At 69.1% G+C, this 22,965-nt stretch carries 16 protein-coding genes; 13 read left to right on the forward strand and 3 right to left on the reverse strand.

Features of this window, described 5'->3' with window-relative positions; genetic code table 11:
* Window positions 1-311: 311 nt before the first annotated feature.
* The 4 genes from BH719_RS08040 to BH719_RS08055 all read left to right on the forward strand — a co-directional run bounded on the left by BH719_RS08040 (window position 312) and on the right by BH719_RS08055 (window position 6,568).
* Window positions 312-986 carry a heme-binding beta-barrel domain-containing protein gene (locus tag BH719_RS08040; RefSeq protein ID WP_009744332.1) on the forward strand — a complete coding sequence of 225 codons (675 nt, stop codon included), beginning with the start codon at window positions 312-314 and terminating at the stop codon, window positions 984-986.
* Window positions 970-2,172, forward strand: coding sequence for a CAF17-like 4Fe-4S cluster assembly/insertion protein YgfZ (gene ygfZ, locus BH719_RS08045; RefSeq protein ID WP_009744333.1), 1,203 nt, complete (start codon window positions 970-972; stop codon window positions 2,170-2,172). The genes BH719_RS08040 and ygfZ overlap by 17 nt, the downstream gene beginning before the upstream one ends.
* Window positions 2,172-2,597, forward strand: a complete 426-nt coding sequence (gene dtd, locus BH719_RS08050) for a D-aminoacyl-tRNA deacylase (RefSeq protein ID WP_009744334.1) — start codon at window positions 2,172-2,174, stop codon at window positions 2,595-2,597. Before ygfZ ends, dtd begins: the two co-directional genes overlap by 1 nt.
* A 1,502-nt stretch (window positions 2,598-4,099) precedes the next feature.
* Complete coding sequence (locus tag BH719_RS08055) at window positions 4,100-6,568, forward strand: ATP-dependent Clp protease ATP-binding subunit (RefSeq protein WP_009744337.1); 2,469 nt, start codon at window positions 4,100-4,102, stop codon at window positions 6,566-6,568.
* Window positions 6,569-6,733: 165 nt separating this feature from the next.
* Here the strand turns inward: BH719_RS08055 and BH719_RS08060 are convergent, their stop codons facing one another.
* Together BH719_RS08060 and BH719_RS08065 are read right to left on the reverse strand one after the other, a co-directional pair.
* Window positions 6,734-9,448 carry a type VII secretion protein EccB gene (locus tag BH719_RS08060; protein ID WP_009744338.1) on the reverse strand — a complete coding sequence of 905 codons (2,715 nt, stop codon included), beginning with the start codon at window positions 9,446-9,448 and terminating at the stop codon, window positions 6,734-6,736.
* A gap of 3 nt (window positions 9,449-9,451) precedes the next feature.
* A complete protein-coding gene (locus BH719_RS08065; protein WP_009744339.1) occupies window positions 9,452-10,822 on the reverse strand; it encodes an EsaB/YukD family protein in 1,371 nt (456 codons plus the stop codon).
* A 202-nt stretch (window positions 10,823-11,024) separates the two neighbouring features.
* On the opposite strand from BH719_RS08065, the gene BH719_RS08070 reads away from it, so the two are divergent.
* The 8 genes from BH719_RS08070 (at window position 11,025) to BH719_RS08105 (ending at window position 16,996) form a co-directional block, all read left to right on the forward strand.
* Window positions 11,025-11,339 carry a WXG100 family type VII secretion target gene (locus BH719_RS08070; RefSeq protein WP_173647191.1) on the forward strand — a complete coding sequence of 105 codons (315 nt, stop codon included), beginning with the start codon at window positions 11,025-11,027 and terminating at the stop codon, window positions 11,337-11,339.
* Between the two features lie 49 nt (window positions 11,340-11,388).
* Window positions 11,389-11,676, forward strand: coding sequence for a WXG100 family type VII secretion target (locus BH719_RS08075; protein ID WP_009744341.1), 288 nt, complete (start codon window positions 11,389-11,391; stop codon window positions 11,674-11,676).
* 192 nt (window positions 11,677-11,868) lie between these two features.
* Window positions 11,869-12,624, forward strand: coding sequence for a hypothetical protein (locus BH719_RS08080; RefSeq protein ID WP_034255388.1), 756 nt, complete (start codon window positions 11,869-11,871; stop codon window positions 12,622-12,624).
* Between the two features lie 21 nt (window positions 12,625-12,645).
* On the forward strand, window positions 12,646-12,951 hold the full coding sequence (locus BH719_RS08085) for a hypothetical protein (protein WP_009744342.1): 306 nt from the start codon (window positions 12,646-12,648) through the stop codon (window positions 12,949-12,951).
* Window positions 12,952-12,962: 11 nt separating this feature from the next.
* Window positions 12,963-13,742, forward strand: a complete 780-nt coding sequence (locus BH719_RS08090; protein WP_157098220.1) for a hypothetical protein — start codon at window positions 12,963-12,965, stop codon at window positions 13,740-13,742.
* 5 nt (window positions 13,743-13,747) lie between these two features.
* Window positions 13,748-14,233 (forward strand): hypothetical protein, encoded by a 486-nt coding sequence (locus BH719_RS08095; RefSeq protein ID WP_009744344.1) that lies wholly within the window; start codon window positions 13,748-13,750, stop codon window positions 14,231-14,233.
* A gap of 93 nt (window positions 14,234-14,326) precedes the next feature.
* Window positions 14,327-15,823 carry a hypothetical protein gene (locus tag BH719_RS09425; protein ID WP_009744345.1) on the forward strand — a complete coding sequence of 499 codons (1,497 nt, stop codon included), beginning with the start codon at window positions 14,327-14,329 and terminating at the stop codon, window positions 15,821-15,823.
* Between the two features lie 3 nt (window positions 15,824-15,826).
* On the forward strand, window positions 15,827-16,996 hold the full coding sequence (locus BH719_RS08105) for a S8 family peptidase (protein WP_009744346.1): 1,170 nt from the start codon (window positions 15,827-15,829) through the stop codon (window positions 16,994-16,996).
* Window positions 16,997-17,072: 76 nt separating this feature from the next.
* On the opposite strand, the gene BH719_RS08110 is transcribed toward BH719_RS08105, so the two are convergent.
* On the reverse strand, window positions 17,073-18,488 hold the full coding sequence (locus BH719_RS08110) for a ubiquitin family protein (protein WP_009744347.1): 1,416 nt from the start codon (window positions 18,486-18,488) through the stop codon (window positions 17,073-17,075).
* Window positions 18,489-18,655: 167 nt separating this feature from the next.
* Between BH719_RS08110 and BH719_RS08115 the strand changes: the two genes are divergently transcribed.
* Window positions 18,656-22,930, forward strand: coding sequence for a type VII secretion protein EccC (locus BH719_RS08115; protein ID WP_009744348.1), 4,275 nt, complete (start codon window positions 18,656-18,658; stop codon window positions 22,928-22,930).
* The last annotated feature ends 35 nt before the right edge of the window (window positions 22,931-22,965 follow it).

The raw sequence follows: 22,965 nt of genomic DNA on the forward strand, positions 1-22,965 counted from the left end.
GCAATGTCCAAGTGGTGCATGTGCATGTGCAGGTGCTGATCGGCCCGAGGGCCCGGACCGTCATCGGGCGGTCCGTCGTTCCGCCCGGTGCCGGAAGCGCAGTCGACGACCCGCACCCGGCCCCGACGGCACTGGAAACACGGGCACGACCGGCCCCGCCGGGCGCCAGCCAGGCCGTGACGGGCCCGGGCGTCTGCACTCGGCACCCGGGGCATTCGAGGACAGTCACGCGCAGATCTCACACCGTCCGTGATGCCCCGAAGGCCCCACCCACGCCCACCAATAAGGCAACACGCCCTAGGCTTGGGGGCATGATGGTTATTCCTGCGGATCTGCCGCCCCTGGTCGCCCCTGTCGCGTGGATGCTCGGAACATGGCGGGGGTGGGGCACGCGCGCGGCCGACGGCGCCGACGCCCCGGTGGTGGAGGAAGTGCGCGGCGACGTGGTGGGCGACCAGATGCGCCTGGTGACACGGGTGTACGAGGGGACTGCCGACAGGGACGTGGATCCCACGTGGGACGCCGCCTCGGGCCTGTCAGCCATCGCGCGGGGCCCGCTCCTGGTGGAGGAGACCCTCTACGTGTCGGTAGCCCCCTCCGACGCCCCCTTGCCGCCTCCCGGCCAGCACAACCCGCGCGCGTTCACGGCCTCGGGCGCCACCACGGGCGGCCACGCCAGCGCCTGGGACGGGATGAGCATGGGGCCGCGCGTGCGAATGGTGTCGGAGGCCATCGCCCGCGTGGAGGGCTCGGAGCGGGTCGTCCACTACGGGCGCATGTTCGGACTGGTCGCGGGCGAGCTCATGTGGACCCAGGAGCGGACCCTCGAGGGCGCCGACGAGGCGGTGGTCGAGTTCTCGGGCCGCTTGATGCGCGCCGAGCAGGCGGCCGACACTGCGGAGGGGGCGGACTCCCCGGAGCAGCCCGACTTGGCGGAGAGGGCCGCCGCGCGCGGGGAGGAGGGCTCCGATGGCCTCGCCGACTGACCCTCGCACCGCCCCGCTGCCGCCCGCGCACCAGGGCGGGGGCGCACAGGACCCGGTGGACGGCGCCTGGGCCGCTGCGCCCCAGCACTACGGGGATCCTTCGGGTGAGCAGTGGGCACTGGAGGGCGGGCGCGCCCTCGTGGCCCGCCCGGACCTGGCGGTCGTGGACGTGTCCGGGGAGGACCGGCAGACGTGGCTCACCTCGTTGAGCACACAGGTCGTCACCGGCATGGCCCCGGGGGACTCGCGCGAACTACTGGTCCTGTCCCCCGAGGGCCGCATCGAGCACTGGGCGGGCGCGAGCGACGACGGCACGACCACCCACTTGATCGCCGAGGGGATGGACGCCGGGGCGCTGGCCGGGTTCTTGGACTCCATGCGCTTCGCGCTGCGGGTGCGGGTCTCGGTGCGCGACGACCTCGCGGTCTACGCCTCGGTGCGCGCTGGTGGGAACGACGCGGCCGCGGTGGGCTCCCTGCCCGGCGTCGAGTGGACGTGGGAGGACCCGTGGCCGGGCGTCGCGCCCGGCGGGGCGGCCTACTACCAGGGGGCCCGCCACCCCGGCTCCCGCACCCCGATGATGTTCCACGTTGTTCCACGCGCGATGGCCGGCGCTTTCGAGGGGGCGTGGCTGGAGGCCGACGGGCACCGCATGGCGGGGATGCTGGCCTGGGAGGCCATGAGGGTCGCCGCGTGGCGGCCGCGACTGGGGGCCGACACGGACGCGCGTTCGATCCCCCCGGAGGTCGATTGGCTCCGCACGGCGGTGCACACGGACAAGGGCTGCTACCGGGGGCAGGAGACCATCGCCCGGGTCGTCAACCTGGGCAGGCCCCCCAGGCGCCTGGCCTACCTGCAGTTGGACGGGTCGCGCTCGGAGTTGCCCGAGCCCGGAACGAGGATCGAGGTCGGGGGCCGCACGGTCGGCGTCGTCACGTCGGTCGCGCGGCACGCCGACGAGGGGCCGGTCGCCTTGGCGCTGCTGGCCCGTACAGTGGGCCCCGAGCAGGTCTTCGACATCGACGGCGTGGCCGCCGCGCAGGAGGTCATCGTCCCCGTGGACGGCAAGTGCTCGGCCTCTCCCGCGTCGAGGCCGGGCGCGGAGCTGGGCGGGCGCCAGATCCGGCGCTCCGACGGGGGCTCGGGCGCTCTGCGGGGCATGGGCTCGGCGCTGGGGTCCCGCTGATGCGGGCCGTCATCCAGCGCGTCACGCGCGCCTCGGTCTCGGTGGGCTCGGAGGTCGTGGGGGCCATTGACGGGCCGGGGCTCATGGTGCTGCTGGGGGTCGCCCGCGGCGACGGGCCCCAGCAGGCGGCCGTGGTGGCCCGCAAGATCGCCGAGCTGCGCATCCTGGACGGCGAGGCGTCGGCGCAGGACGCGGGCGCGCCCGTCCTGGTGGTCTCGCAGTTCACCCTCTACGGGGACACCCGCAAGGGGCGGCGCCCCTCGTGGGCGCACGCGGCCCCGGGCCCGGAGGCCGAGCCATTAGTGGAGGCGGTGGTCGCCGACCTGCGTGGACGCGGGTTGCGCGTCGAGACGGGGTGCTTCGGCGCGATGATGGAGGTGTCGTTGGTCAACGACGGCCCTTTCACGGTGCTCGTCGAGGCCTGAGGCGGTGGTGTCCCGCAGCGGGCGCGGGTTCTCTCCGTACCCCCTGCGGGTTTTCTCCTCATCTAATCCCATGCGGGGATGAGCGATGATAATCTGCTGCGCGCAGGGGTCAGAAGGCAGTCCCCCAAAGCCCCGAAAAGGGGTGCGCGTCTCGCGCTGGACAGCCGGATCGCCCTGCGGCGGAGGGTTTCCCCGTCCGTGTGGGCGGGGAAACCTCCACACGCCCTCCAGTCGGCGCGCGGGCCGGCTCATCCCCGCGCGGGCGGGGCGCTACCTGGCGCTCGGGTGCTTCTTCGGGGTGGTGCTGGCTCATCCCCGCGCGGGCGGGGCGCTACCTGGCGCTCGGGTGCTTCTTCGGGGTGGTGCTGGCTCATCCCGCGCGGGCGGGGCGCTACCTGGCGCTCGGGTGCTTCTTCGGGGTGGTGCTGGCTCATCCCGCGCGGGCGGGGCGCTACTGCGCGCGCACCGCGCCCTCCCGGGCGCCGCGAGTCGCATTGGGGTAGGTCAGTCGGCATTGGGGCAGGTTATTAGCCTGCCCCAATGATCTGTTTCCTGCTCCAATGAGGGCCCGCGTTCTCCTACCCCAATGCGCCGTTTCCTACCCCAGTGCTGGCCCGCGTTTGCCCAGGACCGTGGGGGGGCTGGTTGAGGCGCCCGACGGACCTTTGTCACGCAAAGAAGAATGGTTAGGGCCGGGGCTCGGGCTGTTTTGCAAGCGATGTCGTGTTCTCAAAGGGAAGTCTGGCTTGTTGGGGGTGGTTTGCAAGGAGTTTCCCTCGGAATCCCAACGTTTCTCTGGTCCGTTGGGCTGGGGCGGGGTGGTTTGTAAGTGAAGCGGAGTTTTTCAAAGGGATACCCCACTTTGCAAGCGTTATAACACTTGCAAAGTGGGGTATCCCTGTGAAAGTGTGGTATCGCTTTGAAAACAGAGCCGCTGTGCGGGACAGCCCGCGGAGTCGCCCACGCGGATCGCGGTACCGCTGTGAAAACGAGGCGCCGACGGGGCGTGTGTTGGACGCAGTCTGTAGGCGCCGCTGATTATCCCCGTCGATGATCTGGGCGCCGACGGCGCGTTCTTGGGCGCACTCCGTGGCTCGAGACCACGGCTGCAGTGCGCCCCCGAGTACGGTGAGCCGCATTGGGGCAGGAAAACAGGCATTGGAGTAGGCAATTTGCCTGCCCCAATGCGCCGTTGCCTGCCCCAATGCGCGGGGCGTGCCCCGGATCCCCGGGCCGTTTCCTGCCCCAGTGCACCGTTGCCTGCCCCAATGCGCGGGGCGTGCCCGGCCTCGTTGATGAGTCGGCTGACCTCGGCCCCTACCCGGCGCCCCCGCCGGTGGTGCTGGCTGATCGGAGGGCATCGCATTACGCGGCCCCTGCGCCCTCGGCGAACTCACGCGCGTGGGGCCCGTGCCCGCCGTAGGCTGGGTACCAGTCAATTGGGATGCCGTATCGGCGCGCCGCTGGCGCGTTCCGGCTCTGCCCGCACTGTGAGGAGAGATATGTTCGAACGGTTCACCGACCGCGCTCGCCGTGTCGTCGTTCTGGCTCAGGACGAGGCCCGTGGACTCAAGCACAACTACATCGGCACGGAGCACCTGCTGCTCGGCCTCATCACGGAGGGCGAGGGCGTGGCCGCGAAGGCCCTGGAGACCATGGGCATCAAGGGCGACGCCGTTCGCAAGAGCGTCATCGAGATCATCGGTGAGGGCGAGAAGCCCGTCGAGGGCCATATCCCCTTCACCCCGCGCGCCAAGCGCGTCTTCGAGCTGAGCCTGCGCGAGGCCCTGCAGCTGGGGCACAACTACATCGGCACGGAGCACCTGCTGCTCGGCCTCCTCAAGGAGGGCGAGGGCGTGGCCGCCCAGGTGCTCACCAAGCAGGGCGCGGATCTGGCCCAGGTGCGCCAGACGGTCATCCAGATGCTGAGCGGCTACCAGCGCGGCGACGACGAGGGGCGCGAGTCGGTGGGCGCGGGCGTCGGCGGCAGCGGCGGGCCGGAGCGGTCGAACTCGGCGATCCTGGAGCAGTTCGGGCGCAACCTCACCCAGGCGGCCCGCGAGAACAAGCTGGACCCGGTGATCGGGCGGCGCACCGAGATGGAGCGCGTCATGCAGGTCCTGTCGCGCCGCACGAAGAACAACCCTGTGCTGATCGGCGAGCCGGGCGTCGGCAAGACCGCCGTGGTCGAGGGCCTGGCGCAGGCCATTGTGCACGGCGACGTGCCCGAGACCATCAAGGACCGCCAGATCTACAGCCTCGACATGGGGTCGCTGGTGGCGGGCTCCCGCTACCGCGGCGATTTCGAGGAGCGCTTGAAGAAGGTCCTCAAGGAGATCCGCACGCGCGGGGACATCATCTTGTTCATCGACGAGATCCACACCCTGGTGGGCGCGGGGGCGGCCGAGGGGTCGATCGACGCCGCGCAGATGCTCAAGCCGATGCTGGCGCGCGGCGAGCTGCAGACCATCGGCGCCACTACCAACGACGAGTACCGCAAGTACATCGAGAAGGACGCGGCGCTGGAGCGCCGTTTCCAGCCGGTGAAGGTCGATGAGCCCTCCGTGGAGGACACGATCGAGATCCTCAAGGGCCTGCGCGACCGTTACGAGGCCCACCACCGCGTGATCATCACCGACGAGGCGATCAAGTCCGCGGCGGAGCTGGCCGACCGTTACGTCTCGGACCGTTTCCTGCCGGACAAGGCGATCGACTTGGTCGACGAGGCGGGCGCCCGTTTGCGCATCCGCCGGATGACCGCGCCCCCGGAGCTGCGGGAGTTGGACGAGAGGATCAGCGAGCTGCGCCGCAACAAGGAGTCGGCCATCGACGACCAGGACTTCGAGAAGGCGGCGGCCCTGCGCGACCAGGAGTCCAAGCTCGGCGAGGAGCGCAAGGCGAAGGAGGCCGCTTGGAAGGGTGGGGAGTCCGATGAGATCGCCGAGGTGACGGACCACGAGATCGCCGAGGTGCTGGCCATGTCGACGGGCATCCCCGTCGTGCGCCTCACGCAGACGGAGACCTCGAAGCTGCTGCGCATGGAGGACGAGCTGCACAAGCGCGTGATCGGCCAGGACGAGGCCGTCAAGGCGCTGGCGCAGTCGATCCGCCGCACGCGCAGCGGCTTGAAGGACCCGAACCGTCCCGGCGGCTCGTTCATCTTCGCGGGGCCCACGGGCGTGGGCAAGACCGAGTTGGCGAAGGCGCTCGCTGAGTTCCTCTTCGGCGACGAGGACGCCCTCGTCCAGCTGGACATGTCGGAGTTCTCCGAGAAGCACACGGCGTCTCGCCTCTTCGGGGCGCCCCCCGGCTACGTCGGTTACGACGAGGGCGGGCAGCTGACGGAGAAGGTGCGCCGCAAGCCGTTCTCGGTGGTGCTCTTCGACGAGGTGGAGAAGGCCCACCCGGACATCTTCAACTCTCTGCTGCAGATCCTGGAGGAGGGCCGGCTGACTGACTCCCAGGGCCGCAAGGTGGACTTCAAGAACACGGTCATCATCATGACGACCAACCTGGGCACGCGCGACATCAACAAGGGCGTGCTCACGGGCTTCCAGTCCTCGGAGCACCAGACGCACGACTACGCGCGGATGAAGTCGAAGGTGTCGGAGGAGCTCAAGCAGCACTTCCGCCCGGAGTTCCTCAACCGCGTGGACGACACGATCGTGTTCCCGCCGCTGCAGAAGGACGAGATCAAGCAGATCGTGGATCTGATGATCGCGAAACTGGCGAAGCGGATGGAGGCCCAGGACATGCACCTGCAGCTGTCCGACGGGGCGCGCGAGCTCTTGGCGGATCTGGGCTTCGACCCGGTGCTGGGGGCGCGCCCGCTGCGCCGCGCGATCCAGCGCGAGATCGAGGACTCCCTGTCGGAGCGGATCCTGTTCGGGGAGATCCAGCCCGGCCAGGTCGTCACAGTCGGTGTCGAGGGCGAGGGCAAGGAACGGAAGTTCACCTTCAACGGCCACTGACGAGCCGCCGCGCCCAGCGTGCGCCTGCTCGGCGATGCGGTGGCAGTGGCGGGCCACCAGAGCGCCCCGCGCAGGTTGGTCCTGCGCGGGGCGCTCTGGTGGCTGGGCGGTTCCCGTCCCGGAGTCGGCTTGCGGGCGCGGAACCCTGAGCCCCAGGCGCGTCCGTTATCGCGGCCGGGCGTTGGGCGCGCGGGGGGCGTTCCGTGGGCCGCTGCCCCTCTTACCCGGGCGCGCAGTGGTGGGCCGGGGCCGCGGGTGCCGCATCCAGCTGACGATGGTGAGGATCATGGCGGCGCTAGAGCCCGCCGCTGTGATGATCAGGGTGACGTTCTGGATGTGGGGCCCGTAGTTGACGGAGAAGTCCGGGGGGGTGGCGGGGGCGACGGCGGGGGCGATGGGGGTCTTGCCGTCTGGGCGCGGGGGGCCGGGGATCATCGTGTCGAGGTCCAGGGCGAGTGCCGCGCTGGGGGCGACGACGCCCCATCCGTCCAGTGGGGAGTGCTCGCTGGGATTGGGGCGCAGCGCGGTCGCGGTGAGCCGGTACTTCCATTGGGCGGGTGTTTCCTTGGGGTGGGCGGAGGCGACGAGCGCCGCGATCCCGCCAACGTAGGCCGCTGAGTAGGAGGTCGCGGGTGTTTCGGCTGAGAAGATGCAGTCGCCCCCGCCCGAGAAGGCGGAGAGCACATTGGAGCCGGGCGCGGTGATGTCGATGGTCTCGCCCTGGGCGTTGTTGCTCGCGTGGGAGCCATCGGGGTTGATGGCGCCGACGGAGAGCACTTCGGGGTAGGCGGCGGGGTACCGGGGAGCGGTGATCGTGTCCTCGGAGTTGGTGCCAGCGGATGCGACCACGAGCGCGCCCGCTTTGGTGGCATCGGCCACTGCTGCTTGGAGGGTGGGGGTGCCGTTCGGCGTGGACTGCGCGACGACGATGATGCGCGCCCCGGCTTTGGCCGCTGCGGTGATCCCCTGGGCCATTCGGTCGATGCGGGGACCGTTGCCGGCGTCCTGCGTTTCCTTCTCGGTGTCCCTGTAGACCCGGATGGGGAGGAGTTTCGCGGCGGGGGCGACGCCGGTGAGGCCGGAGCCCTGAATGGTGCGCGCGCCAATGAGTCCTGCGACGATGGTCCCGTGCCCGTAGGTGTCGGTGCGCCCGTCGGCTTCCCCGGTGAGGTCCATCCCTGTGAGCAGCGCCCCGCCGCTGAAGTGGGCGTTGGTCGCCTGGACGCCGGAGTCCACGATGCCGATTGTGACTCCGCCCCCTTCTGAGATCTTCCACGCGTTGCGGAGGCCGAGTTGGTTGATGATGCTCGTCTGGGTGGGGATGAGCTGGGGCTTATCCGCGCTGCACGCCTCGCCCTCGGCGTCGGGCGCGGTGAGGGAGGAGGGGGCGGTCGTCATCTGGGTGGTTCCGGCCACTGGTCCGTTGGGGGTGCTGGACGCAGTCGGTGCGGCGGCCCACACCTGGGCGTTGGACAGGGTGACGCCCGCTGGGATCAGGCGCTGCCACGCCGCGGGGAGCGTGACGATGTCGTCGGCGGTCCAGCCCAGGCGCGCGATCGTGTCGTCAGGGGCCTCCCCCAGGGGGTGCGCCGCCCCCACGTCGGAGACGAACACGGTGGCTCCCAGTGCGCCCCCGTCCGTGAAGCGGACGAGCGCCCCGGATCCGCCGGCGACGGTCACTTTGGGGCCCTTCGCCGCCGGGTCCGCTCCCGTGGAGCCGGATGTGACGTCGGTGTTGCCGACTCCGAGGTCGCCCGCGCCCGGGCCGGTCGCGGTGGGCTTGGGATCGGGGTCCGCGGAGGAGTCGGCGGCGGGCGCCAAGGAGGTCAGCGGCGCGGTGCTGAGCCTGGCCGTGGGGGCCGAGGCAGCCAGGTCCAGTGTGGCGCAGGGCGCGTGCTCGGGGTTGGGCGCGCTGATCGTGGACGGCCAGTCCGCGGGGCCGACGCCCTTCGTGTCGATGGACAGGGCGGCCAGCTCGGCCACTGGGACGGTGGTGGCTTGAGACAGGGCGGGCGATCCCAGGGAGTAGAGCGCGGAGGTGACCTCGGTGAGCGGGGCGATGGTTCCGGAGGCTGTGACGATGTACTTCCTGGAGTCCCCTTGCGTGGCGAGCACGGACCCGATGACCGGTGAGGCCACGGAGGCGGGGAGCCCTGTGACGGGCGTGCCGGCGCGGTCTATCGCGAGGGGCCCTATGGGGGTGCCGTCGGCGAACACCGCGATCCACGCGGGGTCCACTTCGACGGGCGCGTAGGATTCGAGGCCGAGGGCGATGAGGACGCCGGACAGGGCGGAGTCGTCGATGCGGTGCCTGGCGCTCCCGACGACCAGGTAGGTGGTCCCCTGGGACTGGACCAGGGCCGTTCCGTTCTCGACGAGGGCGCTGGGCGCTGTCGCGACCCAGGTGCGGGTCACTGTGCCTATCGCGCACGCCGTCCACTGGTCGGAGTGGAGGTTCTCCGAGGCGGGGACGTCGTCGGGCGCTCCGATGATGCCGATGGGGGTGCCGCGGGAGACGCCCTCGAGGGCGCTGGCGGACACCGACGACGTGGACATCTCGCCGGGGGCGCTGGCCAGTCGGGCGGTGGTGATGTTCCCGAGGGGGAGCAGCACCCCTTTGGACGTGTAGTAGCGCTCGCCGGTGTCTTTGACCGTGATGAGCATGCCGTTGTCCCAGTTGTCGGGCAGCGCGGGCGCGAATTTGCCCATGAGGGCGGCTACGACGACCATCACGATCGAGAGGGCGCTTCCCACGACGATGGGGCCGATCATGGAGGTGGGCTCGGCTTCGCTGCCGCCGGGCAGGCCCATGCTGAAAACGGTGGTCAGGCGCCGGCGCTGGTAGCGCTGGGCGTTGAGCAGATCTTTGTTGGAGGCCATGGTTCAGAAAAGCTCCCAGCACATGATGACGAGGGGGAACGCGCCGACGAGGCCGATGAGTTGGAGTGCTCCGGCCAGGCGCGAGAGGGTGGGTCTGGCACGCGGGGAGACGACGGCGAAGGAGAGCAGGAGGAAGCTGGCGACGAGGCCCGCGGCAGCGGCGACGGGGACTGCTCCGGGCAGGGTGGCCGCCGCCCCGAAGCAGGCGAAGGCGATGAGCCCGGCTCCTGTGGCGGTGTGGATGAGCACTTCTGAGCGGGAGCGCTGGTTCCTGGCGGTGAGTGTGAGGACGAGGCCGACTGTCGCGACCAGGGCGACTCCCCACGGGTCTGCTTGGAGTTCCATGGGGGCCCGCGCGGCTCCGCTCGGGGCGGGGCCGTGCTGCAGGGAGAGGCCGAAGACGGTGAGCGCCGATGTGAGGGGGAGGGCGGCGGCGGCCCCCGCGGCGACGCTGAGCGCGGCGACGCGGGCGGCCTTGAACCTGGGGGCGACTGTCGCGGCGCGCAGGCCGCCGCCTTGTGTGGCGCTCGTCGCAGCGACGTCGAGTGTCTGCGGGCGCGAGACGACCAGAGCGGGCGCCAGGAGCAGGATGACCGCGAGGACCAGGGTGATGAGCGCTGCGGGGCCGGAGGGGGTGGTGGGGAAGGCCAGGGTCGAGAATCCGATGAGTGTGAGGGCGATTCCGGCGACGGCCGGGGCGATGGCGCTGATGCGCAGGGGGCCCGGGAGGGCGAAGGCCGCGATGGAGGCGATGGCGATGACGATCCCGCCGGTGATCCAGGCGCCGCCGGGGGATGTGGCGTCGGCGAAGGATACGGCCGCGGCTCCTCCCAGCAGGGGCGCGGTGTGGGCGAGGGCGAGGCCGCCGACGGCGTTGTCGCGCGCGACCACGGAGGCGAGCCCTGTCGCTATCAGCGCCGCGAAGCCGGCGACCAGGGCCGCGGCGATGCTCTGGCCGGAAGTGGCGACCAGGAGGGCTGTGAGGACGAGGAGCGCGGTGGACACGCCTGTGGCGAGGTTGACGGAGGAGGCGCTCGTCCATGGGGTGACGGTTGACTCCACTTGGTCGCCGATGGCTTCGACGGGGTCGTCGTATATGCGGGCGGGGGCGGGGTCCTGCTCCTGGGCGAGTGTGAGCGTCGCGCCGGGGCGGATCCGCTGGGCGGCCAGGCTCTGCCCGTATGCGAGTTCCTGTTGCCCTGTTGTGATGGTGATCGGGTGCTCGAGGCTCGGAGCGGCCTCTCCGAACGCCTTGGCCAGGGTGGGGGCGAGTTCGGCGAGGATCATCTGGGAGGGGACGCTGACGTCGACTGTGCGGCGGCCGTAGGCGACGGTTATGGGGATCAGGAGCGGGGCCTGGGTGGCTGTGTCCATGGTGCGTCCTCCTTCTGCGGGGTCCGGGAGGGGTGTGCGGCCCGGAGTTTCGTACCGGATGGTAAAATAGTTGGAATCATTCTAGGGGCTATGCAAGGCGGGGAACCTGTGTATATGCTATACCCATCGGCAGGCCGTCGCAGCATGCGGTTACCGAGAAAATTGACCGACTTGCAACGAGAAGGAGAATCTCATGGCAGGCATGGAAGTAGGCGCTGGCGCGTTCGACTTCGCCATCAGCACCGTCAACGGCTCCAGCGACAACCTCACGCGCAATCTGAATGCGATCAGAGGGGTTATCGAGGGCGCCAGGGGGATCTGGAAGGGCGCGGCCGCGGCGACGTTCCAGCAGCTGATGACTGAGTGGGACCAGGACGTCAATAACACGATCAAAGCGCTGACTGAGTATGTGGACAAGCTGAATGACATGAAGAGGGGGTACGCGAGCACTGAGGAGGAGGCGGCCTCTCGTCTCAAGCGCACCACATCCGCCGGTGACTACTCGGGCTCGTTCTGAGTGGAAGCGGACAAGAGTAAGAGAACTTGAGAATAGGAGCATGTGAACCATGAACGAAGACATCAGTGCAGATTTCCCCCGCATGCAGGATACCAGTGAGAGCATCACGAAGGGATCGCAGGACATCCAGCAGATCCTTGATAGCATGCAGTCAGAACTGCAGAAGGTGCAGTGGACGGGCGAGTCCGCCAATGCGTACCAAGTCTCACAGAGGAAGTGGAGTGAGGGCATGCGCGGCCTGCAGAGCGTGCTCGCTGCCGTTGGCCATGAGGTGCAGAACGCCATGCTTGACTACCAGGCGAACGAGAGCAGGGGTGCGGGGATCTTCAACGGCTGAGTAGGGCTGGAGGAGCCCTGCGGACCGTCCGTCCGGCGTTGCGGCGTTCTCTATGGACGCTGTTGGTTCAGTCGTCTTCCGCTCGCGGCTGCGCGTGAGCGGGACGGCCGGTCGGCGGGCGAGGGTGTGGGGCGATGCGCGTCGCCCCACACCCCGCTCCTTTCCCAGCGCGCACCATGATAGGTGAATTGTATGTCATTCCCACAGACCAGTGAACTCGACGGACTCGTCGAGTCATTCTCGCGTATGAACGCGCTCGCCGATCTCATGCGCGAGGCGAGCGACCATGTCCCCGACCGCATCACGGTTGAGGATCCCACCGAATCGTTGCGCCTCACAATGGACAGGGGCGGCGCGATCGAGGACTTGCAGATCGACGGCGGGTGGCGGGACGAGATCGAACCCCATGAGCTGGGCGGCGCTCTCACCGCGCTGATCGGCGAGGCCAGGACCCGGCTCTACGAGGACGCCGACGCGTACATCGCGGAGCGCGCCGACGAGTTCGAGGAGCGCGCCGACGGCGGCGCCCAGTCGAGTGCCGCGAGCGCGGAGATCCAGGCCAGAGCCGACGAGCTCTCGCGAAGGAGCGCTGATCAGGGGCAGGTACTGGCCGATCAGGTCTTCGCGGACCTTTCCGACCTCTCCGGCCGCGCTGATCGGATGCTCGACGACTTCGACGGGGCCGGGGCTCCTGGCGCCTCCGAGGAGGAGGACGAGTTCGCCGACGGAGAGGCCTTCATCTGCGAGGAGTCGGGGGGCCTTATCCTCCGGGTCTCGATCAATCCGACATGGGCTCGGGTGACTCCGACAGTGACGATCCGAAACGAACTCGTCGAAGTCCTCACCTCCTGCGAGGGCGACGCCCTCGACGGCGACTCGGATTCCTTCCTCGGCGACGCCGAGCAGTCGGTCGTGGATCTGCTCGGCATTCTCAACTCCCTTTCATGAAATCGAGGATTGGTACCAGTCATGGCCGACAAGATTAAAATCAATGTCGACGCGCTTCGCGGCGACGCCAACGAGTGGGAGCACCAGGCCTCACAAATCGAGCCCGTCAGTGGGCACATCCCGGTCATAGGACCGCTTCGCTCCGCCGCCTTCGATCCGGTTGTTGGCGCTTGCAAGGCGGCGACAGAGATCGTGGAGGTGCTCAACAGCCTTTCCCTGGCCGCGGTCGCCGAGTTCAGGCAGATCGCCGATGACTTGCGGCTCGTGGCGGACGCCTACGAGGCCCAGGAAGTGGAAATCGGCCAACACGTCAAAGACGCCTACTAGGAGATTCCATTATGTCATTCCCCTCTCCCTCCTCTTCACCGGGGTCCAGTGCTTCTTCCACTCCTTTGGAGGAGGTACTTCAGAAGCTCATGGAATGCGGTGAGAAACTGACGGACCTGGTCGAGGTTTCCGCAAAGGTCATCGCTAGTGCAGCCAAACTTCTCGCCAAATTGGAGCTTACGGCGTTGCAATGGGCGCTCGACAAGGTCCATCAGATAGTAACCGAATTTTGTTCGAAGGCAAAGGACTTCCTCGAGAAAACCAAATACACGATGAGTGCTTTCTCCATCGCGAGTGGTCTTCGTGACTTCCTCGATGAGAAGTTCACGCCTGCCTTCAAGACTTTGGACCAAGACGTCATCGATGGGATGCCAACGAAGAGGCATGATCTGAAGGGGGATGCGTACTCGTCCTACAGCGGCTTGGTGGGCAAACAGGTCAAGGCCGCCAGTGACATGGTGAACGCCTCCACGAAACTGTCGAGCCAGCTGAATAGTGCGATTATAGCCGGATATGTGTTTGCGAGCGGGTTATTGGTCGCGGCCGCTGCTGCCATATTCGGCTTCGCGAAGGCCTTTTTTGCTGCAGGGGCCGTGCCTGCCGGCACCGTTGCTGCGCCCTTCATAGCGTCGGAAGCTGGAGCGTTTTTCATCGCAACGGTCAGTGCTTTCGTCTCAATTGCGACGAGCGCATGGTCATCCTCGGCGAATGGCATGAGAGCGATCAAGGAAATCGAGCTCGTGGGATCGAACAAATGGCCGAACAGTAATCTGGATTACCAGGAAGGATGAGAGCAATGGGAGAAGAGTCGAACACCCTGGTCGGAGTGGATCCCGAACAGGAATCGGGCGCCCTCAACCAGACGGAAGGGGGGGTCGGCGCCCTGGAGTCCGCGCAGTCGGACGGCGTGAGCGCCATGGAGCGCGAGCAGACCTCCCTCAAATGGGGCTACGAGGAGGGGCCGGTGGCGGTGAGCGAGAAGTACAAATCCGTCTTGCAGTCCACGCACACCAACCTCGGCACCCGCATCACCGAGCTGCGCGAGATGATGAAGGGCTCGCAGCACTCGGTCACCCACTACCAGGAGGACGACGCGGAGATCGCTGAGCGCTTCAGGCGGGCCGCCAGGTCCGACACCGTCTCCGGCGGCACCAGCGGGTTGCCCGGCGCCGGGAATCCGGCGGGCAGCCCCGCTGCGCCCCAGCCGACGACGCCCGGCTACCAGCCGCCCGCGGCAGCGGACGGCCAGACCGGAACCGGTTTCAACGGCAGCGGGAGCTAGGGCCGGCACGGAACCGGCGATGGCGGGCGCCGGTCACTCGCAGGCGGCGTCCGCGTTTCATTGGCGAACGACTGAAAGGAAACGGGTATAGCCATGGGTAACGAAGACCACCAGTGCAGGCCGGGGGACGACCCCGCTGCCCTCATGCAAGGGCCCACAGCGTTCGAGCGCCTCCGCGAGGTGTCCGAACTGCACTACGACGACCAGGCCGACCAGGACGCCTACCAGAAGGTCCTCGACCAGATCGCCGAGTGCGGGCGCCTGGTCACGCAGTACGAGCAGACGAACGGGTACCACTCCCAGGAGATCCGGTCGGCGATCACGGAATGGGCGCAGAAGTACCGCAGCGACCTGAAACGGACCGAGGACCAACTGACCAGAGGGCACCAGTACGCGACGCAGGCGCGCGACGTGATGCGCAACGCCCGCGACACGTTCCTCGAGAAGGTCTCGCCCGAGCTCTTGTCCCCCGCCGAGGAGAAGATGAAAGCGGGCATCAACGTCGGCACGACCGTTATGAAGTACACGATCCCGATCAGCGGGTACCTGGTCGATGTGGCCGCGGACAAGTACTGGGAGTGGCTCGAGGGCGAACGCAAGGACAAGCGGGAGCAGTTCTGCGACGAGATCCTCAAGAAGATGAACCACAGCCTGAACGAGACCGCCGGGAAGATGGAGTCCTCCATCGACCAGGGCAAGACCACCGGCGACGAGTACAACGACGGCGATCAGCCCGCTATCGGCGGTTCCATGCCCGGGCTGGGGGGCGCGGACGGCGGCCTGCCGGGCGGGGGCCTGCCGGGCGGCGGTCTGCCGGGCGGCGGACCCGGTGCCGGGGATTACGATCCCGGCGCACTGGGCGGCGGACCCGGCGCCGATGGCCTGGGGGCCGACGGGCTCGGAGCCTCGGGGGCCCTGGACGGCAGCGGGGCGGACGATCCCTACGCGGCCCGCGGCGCCGACTGGATGTCCGAGGGCTTCAACAAGCCGGGTGTCGAGCAGGCCGCGCCCCCCCGCGCGGAGATCGACGACCTGGACGGCGTCGGACTGATCGACCGGCCGATCAACCAGACGGTGACGCCCAACGGGCTGGTCGGCGGTTACGCGCCGCCGTCCTCGACCGACTTCTCCGATCCCAAGTGGGACCCCTCCTACAAGATCCCCTCCAGTGTCACGGACGCCGGCAAGGCCGCGTCGGCCGGGGCCCTCGGGGCTGTCGGGGGCATGGGGGCCGCTGGTGCTTTGAAGGGCCTGGGCGGCGCCGCCGCCGGTATGAGCGCGAAGAGCCTCATGGCCGGTGGCGCCGGTGCGGTCGGCGCGGGGCTCAAGGGCGCCGGTGCGGCCGGCGCCGGGCTCAAGGGCGCTGGCACCGGGGCCGGAGCCGCTGGCGGTGGCATGATGGGCATGGGCGGCGCGGGGGCTGGTGCCGCCGGGGCCGGTGATGATAAGAAGAAGAAACGACGGGGGCTCGCGGGCCTGTTCTCGGACCAGTCCGAACAAGGCGGGCCCGTGTGGGACCCCGCTCACGGCCCGGGCTCGGCGGACGACGGGGTCGTCCTCGAAGTCGATCTGGACGAGTGGGGGTTGTGAGAAGTGAAGCATGAGTACGGGGCCCGTGCCCGTGGCGTCCGCGCCGCGGGCACGGGCCCCGCCCGTGCCCTGGTAGCGGTCTGCGTGGCCTTGGGCCTGTGCGTCGCGGGCGCCCCCGGGGCGCGCGCGCTCGACGAGATCACCACCCAGGAGTACGTGGGGCCCCTGGGCGTGGACAACGAGGTGGCCTCGGGGTACACGGGCAAGGGCATCAAGGTCGCGGTCATCGACGGCCCCGCCGACACGACGGCGCCCGAACTGACGGGGGCGAACGTGACGGTGAAGCCCATGTGCTCTTTCACCGCTTCGGACGCGCACCGTTCGCACGCCACGGCGATGGTGTCCATCCTGGCCGCCCGGGGCTACGGGGTGGCGCGCGGGGCCGAGATCATCAACTACTCGACTCCGACCGCCGAGGACAACGACCCCACGGCGTGCGCGACCACCAGCATCGACGACGCCATCAACGCGGCTGTGGCCGACGGCGTCAGAGTGATCTCCGCGTCGGTCGGCAAGGGGGACCTGGCGGAGCTGGCGCGCCCGGCGATCACCGCGGCGGTCGCCCGGGGGGTCGTCGTGGTGGTCGCCACTGGCAACGACGGCCTCCAGGATCCCGCCGACTCCCTCTCCTCGATCAACGGCACCGTGGGAGTCGGGGCGTCCGACTCGAACGGGAACTACCAGAGCTTCTCGAACTACGGCCGCGGAATGACCGTGATGGCCCCCGGGAACAACACGTGGGTCCACGACTTCGCCGAATCCGGCAGGATCCGCGGCGCGCGCGGAACCTCCTACGCCGCCCCGATCGTCGCGGGATTCGTCGCGGTGACCATGCAGCGGTGGCCCCAAGCCACCGGCAACCAGGTCGTGCAGTCGCTGGTGCACTCCGCCACCGCCGGGCCGACCGGGCAGCCCCTGATCAATCCCAAAGGACTGGACACCACGGATCCCGCCCAGTTCCCCGACGAGAACCCCCTGATGGAGAAGTTCCCCGGGACCGAGCCCAGCGCCCGGACCGTGTCCGACTACCGCGACGGAGTCCTGGCGGACCAGTCGGTCTTCGAGAGCGACCCCTCCTACGTCTACCGGGGCGTGGACGCCGAGGTCGCCCGCTCCCACGCCGACCGCTCCGCCCTGGGCACCTCCCCCAGGTACCACAGGAAAGAGGACTAGCGCGTCCGCGCTCACCGGCAGGGGAGCAGAGCAGGGGAAGCGGAGGGGCCGCGCTGGCCGCGTTCGGCCGGCGTGCCTACATCGACTGCCGGATCGCGTCGAACAGGCCGGACGCGTAAACGGAGGCCGGCAGGACCACGATCAGGATCAGTGCCTGGAGCACATCGAGGATCCTCCCGACCAGTGGGGAGGGCGCCATCCGCTTCCGGCGCCCTCCCCCCGCCCCTCGGAGCGGGAAGAGGACGGCGATCAGGAAAGCTGCCCCGGCGAGGAGGACTGCCGAACCCCCCGGAACGTGCGCCGACACCTCGGGGGAGGCGGCGACGAGGGCGGCGAGCAGCACCGACGCCCCAGTCATGAGCAGGCGCCCGCCGCTGCGCTGGTGGCGCGCCGCGAACGCCAGGGATAGTGCGGCTCCCAGGACCGTCGCCAGCGCTGCCCGTCCGCGCCACTCCCCGGCGCCCGCATGGGATCCGCTCATCAAACCGCCGAGCACGCACATCGCGCACCCCAGCGCGATCACGACGTGCGATCGGACGCGCGCGGAGGAGTAGGCCGCCCGCGAGGTCCGCGCGTTCATGGCCTTGGGGCGCGGGGGATCCTGCTGCCTGCCGGGGAGGGCGCTGGTCAGCACCTCTTTGATGTCGATGAGGACGAACGAGGAGGACCGCATGGTGAGCTGGGGGGAGAGCCACACCAGGACAGTGCCAGCCGCGACTGCGAGGAAGGCCGGCCTCGCCACCAGGCTCCCGCCCAGGACCATCAGGGTCGTGCAGGCCGTCGCGACCATCCACGCGGCCCGGGGGACGGCCACCGCGTCCTCGACGTCCTCGACGCGGCGCATGCGGTACGCCAAGCAGAACAGCAGTCCTCCCCATGCCATGACGACGGGGGCGACGGCGGCGCCGACCGGGTTGTCCGCGGGCACTATCTGGAGGCAGGAGAGGGCGAAAACAGCGCTGGCGGTGGCAACGCACTGCGTTCTCGCCCAGGCGGGCGCGACGTAGGCGAGGACCAGCGCGTAGAGCACGCCGAGCGCCCCCGTCACCAGGCGGGAGAGCAGGCCCGGCCGCCAGTCCCACAGGAACGGCCCCGCCAGGACGAACAACTCGACGAGCACGATCACCAGTGCCGACCCCACCAGGGTCCCCCCGGGCACCGCCCTGTTGCGCGCGGCGGCGTCCCCTTCCCCGCCGGATCCCCCGTTGGGGGCGCGGGAGGCCCACCGTCCCTGGGTGAGCATCGCCGACGGATCGGCCACGAACATGATGACCTCGCCGGCCGCGACCTCGAAACCGATGCGGTCGGCGGGTTTGACGAGGCCCCCGGAGATCCGGCACAACTGGAACCAGGCGGGATCCACCCCCACCGAGTCGAGCGCCTCGGAAAGCGGGGTCCCCTGCGAAGCGGCGCAGTCGCGCAAGGAGGCGTCGGGCAGGCGGAGTGTGAAAGGCACCAGTAGCTCTGACACTTCTTCACCCCTGTCTTTCATGACATTCGGTTAGGATTCGCGGCTGCGTGTATTCTTTCACGTGTGCGGCTGTATGTGCCAGCGCGGCCGATGGGTCCGATCGCACTGTCCCCGCTCAGCAACCGCCCCGGGCGGGCCCAGGCCCGGAAGCGGCGATCAACCGGTAAGCGATCCCGAGCGGAGGAGACATGGCAAGGCTGACGAAGAAGACTCGGCAGGCCGAGGCCGTTGACGAGAGCGTCCCCACCCGGCCCCAGGGCGAGCTCGTGCTGGAGCCGCCCCCGGACCGCGAGGAGGCGCCGAACGCTTCGAATATGCTCACCTCCGTCGTCCCCATGCTGGGCTCGGTCGGCATGATGGCCTTCATGGCCCTCTCCCAGTCGAACAACCCCAGGATGCTGTTCATGGCCGGGGCGATGGTGTTCGCGATGATCTCCATGGTCGGAACGCAGATGTACAGGCAGGTCAGCGCCTTCCGGACGAAGGTCGCCGACATGCGCGGCGAGTACCTGGCCTATCTGGCCGAGACGCGCCGGGCCGTGCGCGACATGGCCAAGCAGCACTACCAGTACCTGCAGCACACCCTCCCGGCCCCCGATTCCCTGGTCCTGCTGGCCGAGTCCGGCGCGCGCGTGTGGGAGCGGCGCACGAAGACCGCCGGACTGCTCAACGTCCGTCTGGGGGAGTCCCAGCAGAAGCTGTCCAAGAGGCTCGTGGCGCCGGATCCCGGAGTCCTGGCGAATCCCGATGTCGTCTGCCAATCCGCCCTGGCGCGTTTCGTCGACGTCCAGTCGAACCTGGGCCTGGCGCCTTACGGGATCTACCTCGACCAGTTCCTCACGGTGGAGCTGTGCGGGCTGCGCAGGCACACCGAGCCCCAGCTGCGGGCGATGATCGCGCACCTGGCCGTCATGGTGCCCCCCTCCGATCTGCGGATCGCGGTCCTGGCCAGCGAGGAGAACATCGACCAGTGGGACTGGGTGAAGTGGCTCCCCCACGTCCGTTCCGAGGAGTCCGAGGACGCGCTGGGCCCCGCCAGGATGGTCGCCACCACTGCCGAGGAGCTCGACGAGCTCATGGGCCCCGATGTGGAGACCCGCGGCGAGTTCCGCCAGGAGTCCGCGGGGCAGGGGTCCCGGCCCCATTTCCTGTTGGTCGTCGACGGGGCCGAGTACCCGTCGAACTGGATCCCCATGTCCGAGAAAGGCGTGGAGGGCCTCACCCGCGTCGTCATCAGGACGGTGTGGGAGGACCTGGAGGACTCCTCCACGCTGAGGCTGATCCTGAGGGTCGGCAAGGGCGACAAGGTCGTCAACGGCAGGCGCACGGTCGAGCCGATGCCGCTGGGGCAGGTCGTCCAGCAGGACATCACGCCCGCCCTGTACCGCCCCGATCAGATGAGCATCGAGGAGGCCACGGCGGTCGCGCGCCGCCTCACCCGCTTCACCGAGGGCATGGCCCAGGCGGTGACGAACAAATCGGAGAAGAAGGCGTCCTCGGACCTGATGGACCTGCTGGGACTGGGGGACGTGCGCCTCTTCGACCCGGACAAGCGCTGGCGCCACCGCAAGGGCCGCGACTACCTGCGCGTGCCCTTCGGCCTCACCGAATCGGGAGCCCCCGTCATCATCGACATCAAGGAATCCGCGAAGAACGGCATGGGCCCCCACGGCATGCTCATCGGCGCCACCGGATCGGGCAAGTCCGAGGTGCTGCGGACCATGGTGCTGGCCATGGCCCTCACCCACGACCCGGTCCAGTTGAACTTCGTCCTCGTCGACTTCAAGGGCGGCGCCACCTTCGCGGGCATGGACACGATGCCCCACGTCTCCGCCATGATCTCGAACCTGGAGGAGGAGTCCTTCCTGGTGGCGCGCATGGAGGAGGCCCTCCAGGGCGAGATGAGCCGGCGCCAGGAGCTGCTGCGCGCCGCGGGCAACTTCGCCAAGGTCGAGGAGTACGAGAACGCCCGGAGGGCGGGCAAGCACGACGGGCCCCCGCTGCCGGCCCTGTTCGTCATCATCGACGAGTTCTCGGAGCTGCTGGTCGCCCACCCGAACTTCATCAAGGTCTTCGAGGCCATCGGGCGTCTGGGCAGGTCCTTGTCCGTCCACCTGCTCTTCGCCTCGCAGCGCATCGACACGAAGGCCGGCGACCTCATGTCGCACATCTCCTACCGTATCGGCCTGAAGACCTTCTCCGCTGGCGAGTCCCGTTCCATCATCGGCTCCGACGTCGCCTTCAAACTGCCGCCGCTGCCCGGTTCGGGCTACTTGCTGGCCGGCGGCGAGGACCTGGTCCGCTTCCGCGCCTCCTACGTGGCCGCCCCTCCCCCCGAGAGCGCGAAAGCCGTTGACGCGGACTCGGACGAGGAGGAGGCCATCCGGCACATCCTGCCGTTCTCGGCGGACCGCGTCGAGCCCGACGAGGCCATCGTGATCGAGGAAGGGCTGCTCCCCGTCCCCCACCACGGCGCCCAGGCGCTGCGGAGGGGAGGGGAGGTGCCGCCCCCGCCGCCGGGAGCCGTCGGTGCGCCGACGGGCGCGGAGCCGGTCGGGGCTGAAGAGGAGGAGCCCGATTTCTCCCAGTACGCGGACATGAGCCAGCTCGACATCGCTGTGAAGCGGATGGAGGGGCACGGCCTGGCCGCGCACAAGATCTGGCTGGAGCCCCTGGACACCCCGCCGACGCTGGACATGCTCTTCGGGGACCTGGCGGTCGATCCGCGCTTCGGGCTGGTCTCCGCGTCGTGGCGCGAGAAGGGGCCCCTGCGCGTTCCCATGGGCATGGTGGACCTGCCGCGCCAGCAGAAGCAGGAGACCCTCGAGTACGACTTCTCGGGCGCGAAGGGCCACGGCATCGTCGTGGGGAGCCCCATGACGGGGAAATCCACCGCCCTGCGCAGCCTGGTCATGTCCCTCGCCCTGACCGCCTCGCCCCTGGAGATCCAGTTCTACGTCATGGACTTCGGCGGCACCTTCTCGTCGATGCGGAACCTGCCCCACATCGCCGGAATCGCCTCGCGCGGGGACACCGAGCGCGCGACCCGCATGCTGGCCGAGATCGAGGCCATCCTGTTCGACCGCGAGATCTACTTCCGCAAGAACGGCATCGACACGATGGCCGACTACCGGCGCATGCGGGCGGCGGGGAAAGCCGATGACGGCTACGGCGACGTGTTCGTCATCCTGGACGGCTGGGTCACTTTGAAGGAGGAGTTCGACGGCGAGGACAGGCGCCTGGGGCGGATGATGGAGAGGGCGCTCAACTACGGCGTCCACCTCATCGTCGGCACGGGGCGCTGGCTCGATCTGCGCATGGACATCCAGCCGCTCTTCGGCACCAAGATCGAGTTGCGCGTCGATGACGAGTCGGCTTCCATCATCGACCGCCAGGCGAAGAAGAACGTCCCCTTGGACCGGCCCGGGCGGGGCCTGGACATGGACGCCCACCAGATGCTGCTCACCCTGCCGCGCATCGACGGGGAGCGGGATCCTGAGACGCTCAGCGAGGGGGTCCGCAAGGCGATCGCCGACATCCACGCCGCGGCGCGTGGCATGCACGCCCCGCGCTTGCGCCTCCTGCCCGAGAGGATCACCGTGCCCGAGCTGCTCTCCGCCATCCCGGAACTGGGGCGGCCCATGCGCGAGCTCGAGGCCGAGTACACCAAGGCGCTGGAGGCGGAGGCCGCGGCCGCCCGGGCGAACGCGCCGGAGGGCGCCGAGGTGCCCGAGGCCCCGATCGAGAAGCCCCCAGTGCCGCTGCACGACAAATGCCTGGTCCTGGGAGTCGAGGAGCGGAGGCTCGGCCCCCTGGTCTTCGATCCGCTCAAAGAGCAGAACCTCTTCCTGGTGGGCGACGGTGAGTCCGGCAGGAGCTCCTTCATCCGGCTGGTGGCCCATGAGATCATGCGGACCAACACGCCCAAGGAGGCGAAGCTCATCGTCGTCGATCCAAGGCGCTCCCTCCTGGGCGAGATCCCCGAGGAGTACCTGGTCGCGTACCTGACGATGAACGACGACATCGAGAACGAGCTCAGGGCGATCGCGTCGGCCATCGTCGAGAAGCGCGCGCCGGGCAAGGACGTCACGGTGGCGCAGCTGCGCGAGCGCTCGTGGTGGTCGGGCCCGGAGCTGTGGCTGCTCGCCGATGACGAGGACATGCTGATGGGCGGCATGAACAACAAGCTCCAACCGATCGACGGGCTGCTCTCCCAGGCGCGCGACGTGGGGCTGCACGTGGTGGCGGCCCGGCGTACGGGCGGCGGGATGATGAGCGACCGCTTCATCTCCAAGGTGCGCGAAATGGGCGCCACGGGCCTCATCCTGTCGGGCAGCCCCGACGACGGGCCGGTCATCGGCCGTGTCAAGGCGGTCCCGTCCCGCCCGGGGCGCGCCCAGGTGGTCACCCGCAACGCGGGCGTGTACCGCGCCCAGCTGGCGTGGCAGCCTACCTCGGAGTAGGCCGGCGGGTGTCCTCTCCCGTTAGAATCAGTACA

This window comes from Pauljensenia hongkongensis (assembly GCF_001746855.1).
GTDB lineage: Bacteria > Actinomycetota > Actinomycetes > Actinomycetales > Actinomycetaceae > Pauljensenia > Pauljensenia hongkongensis.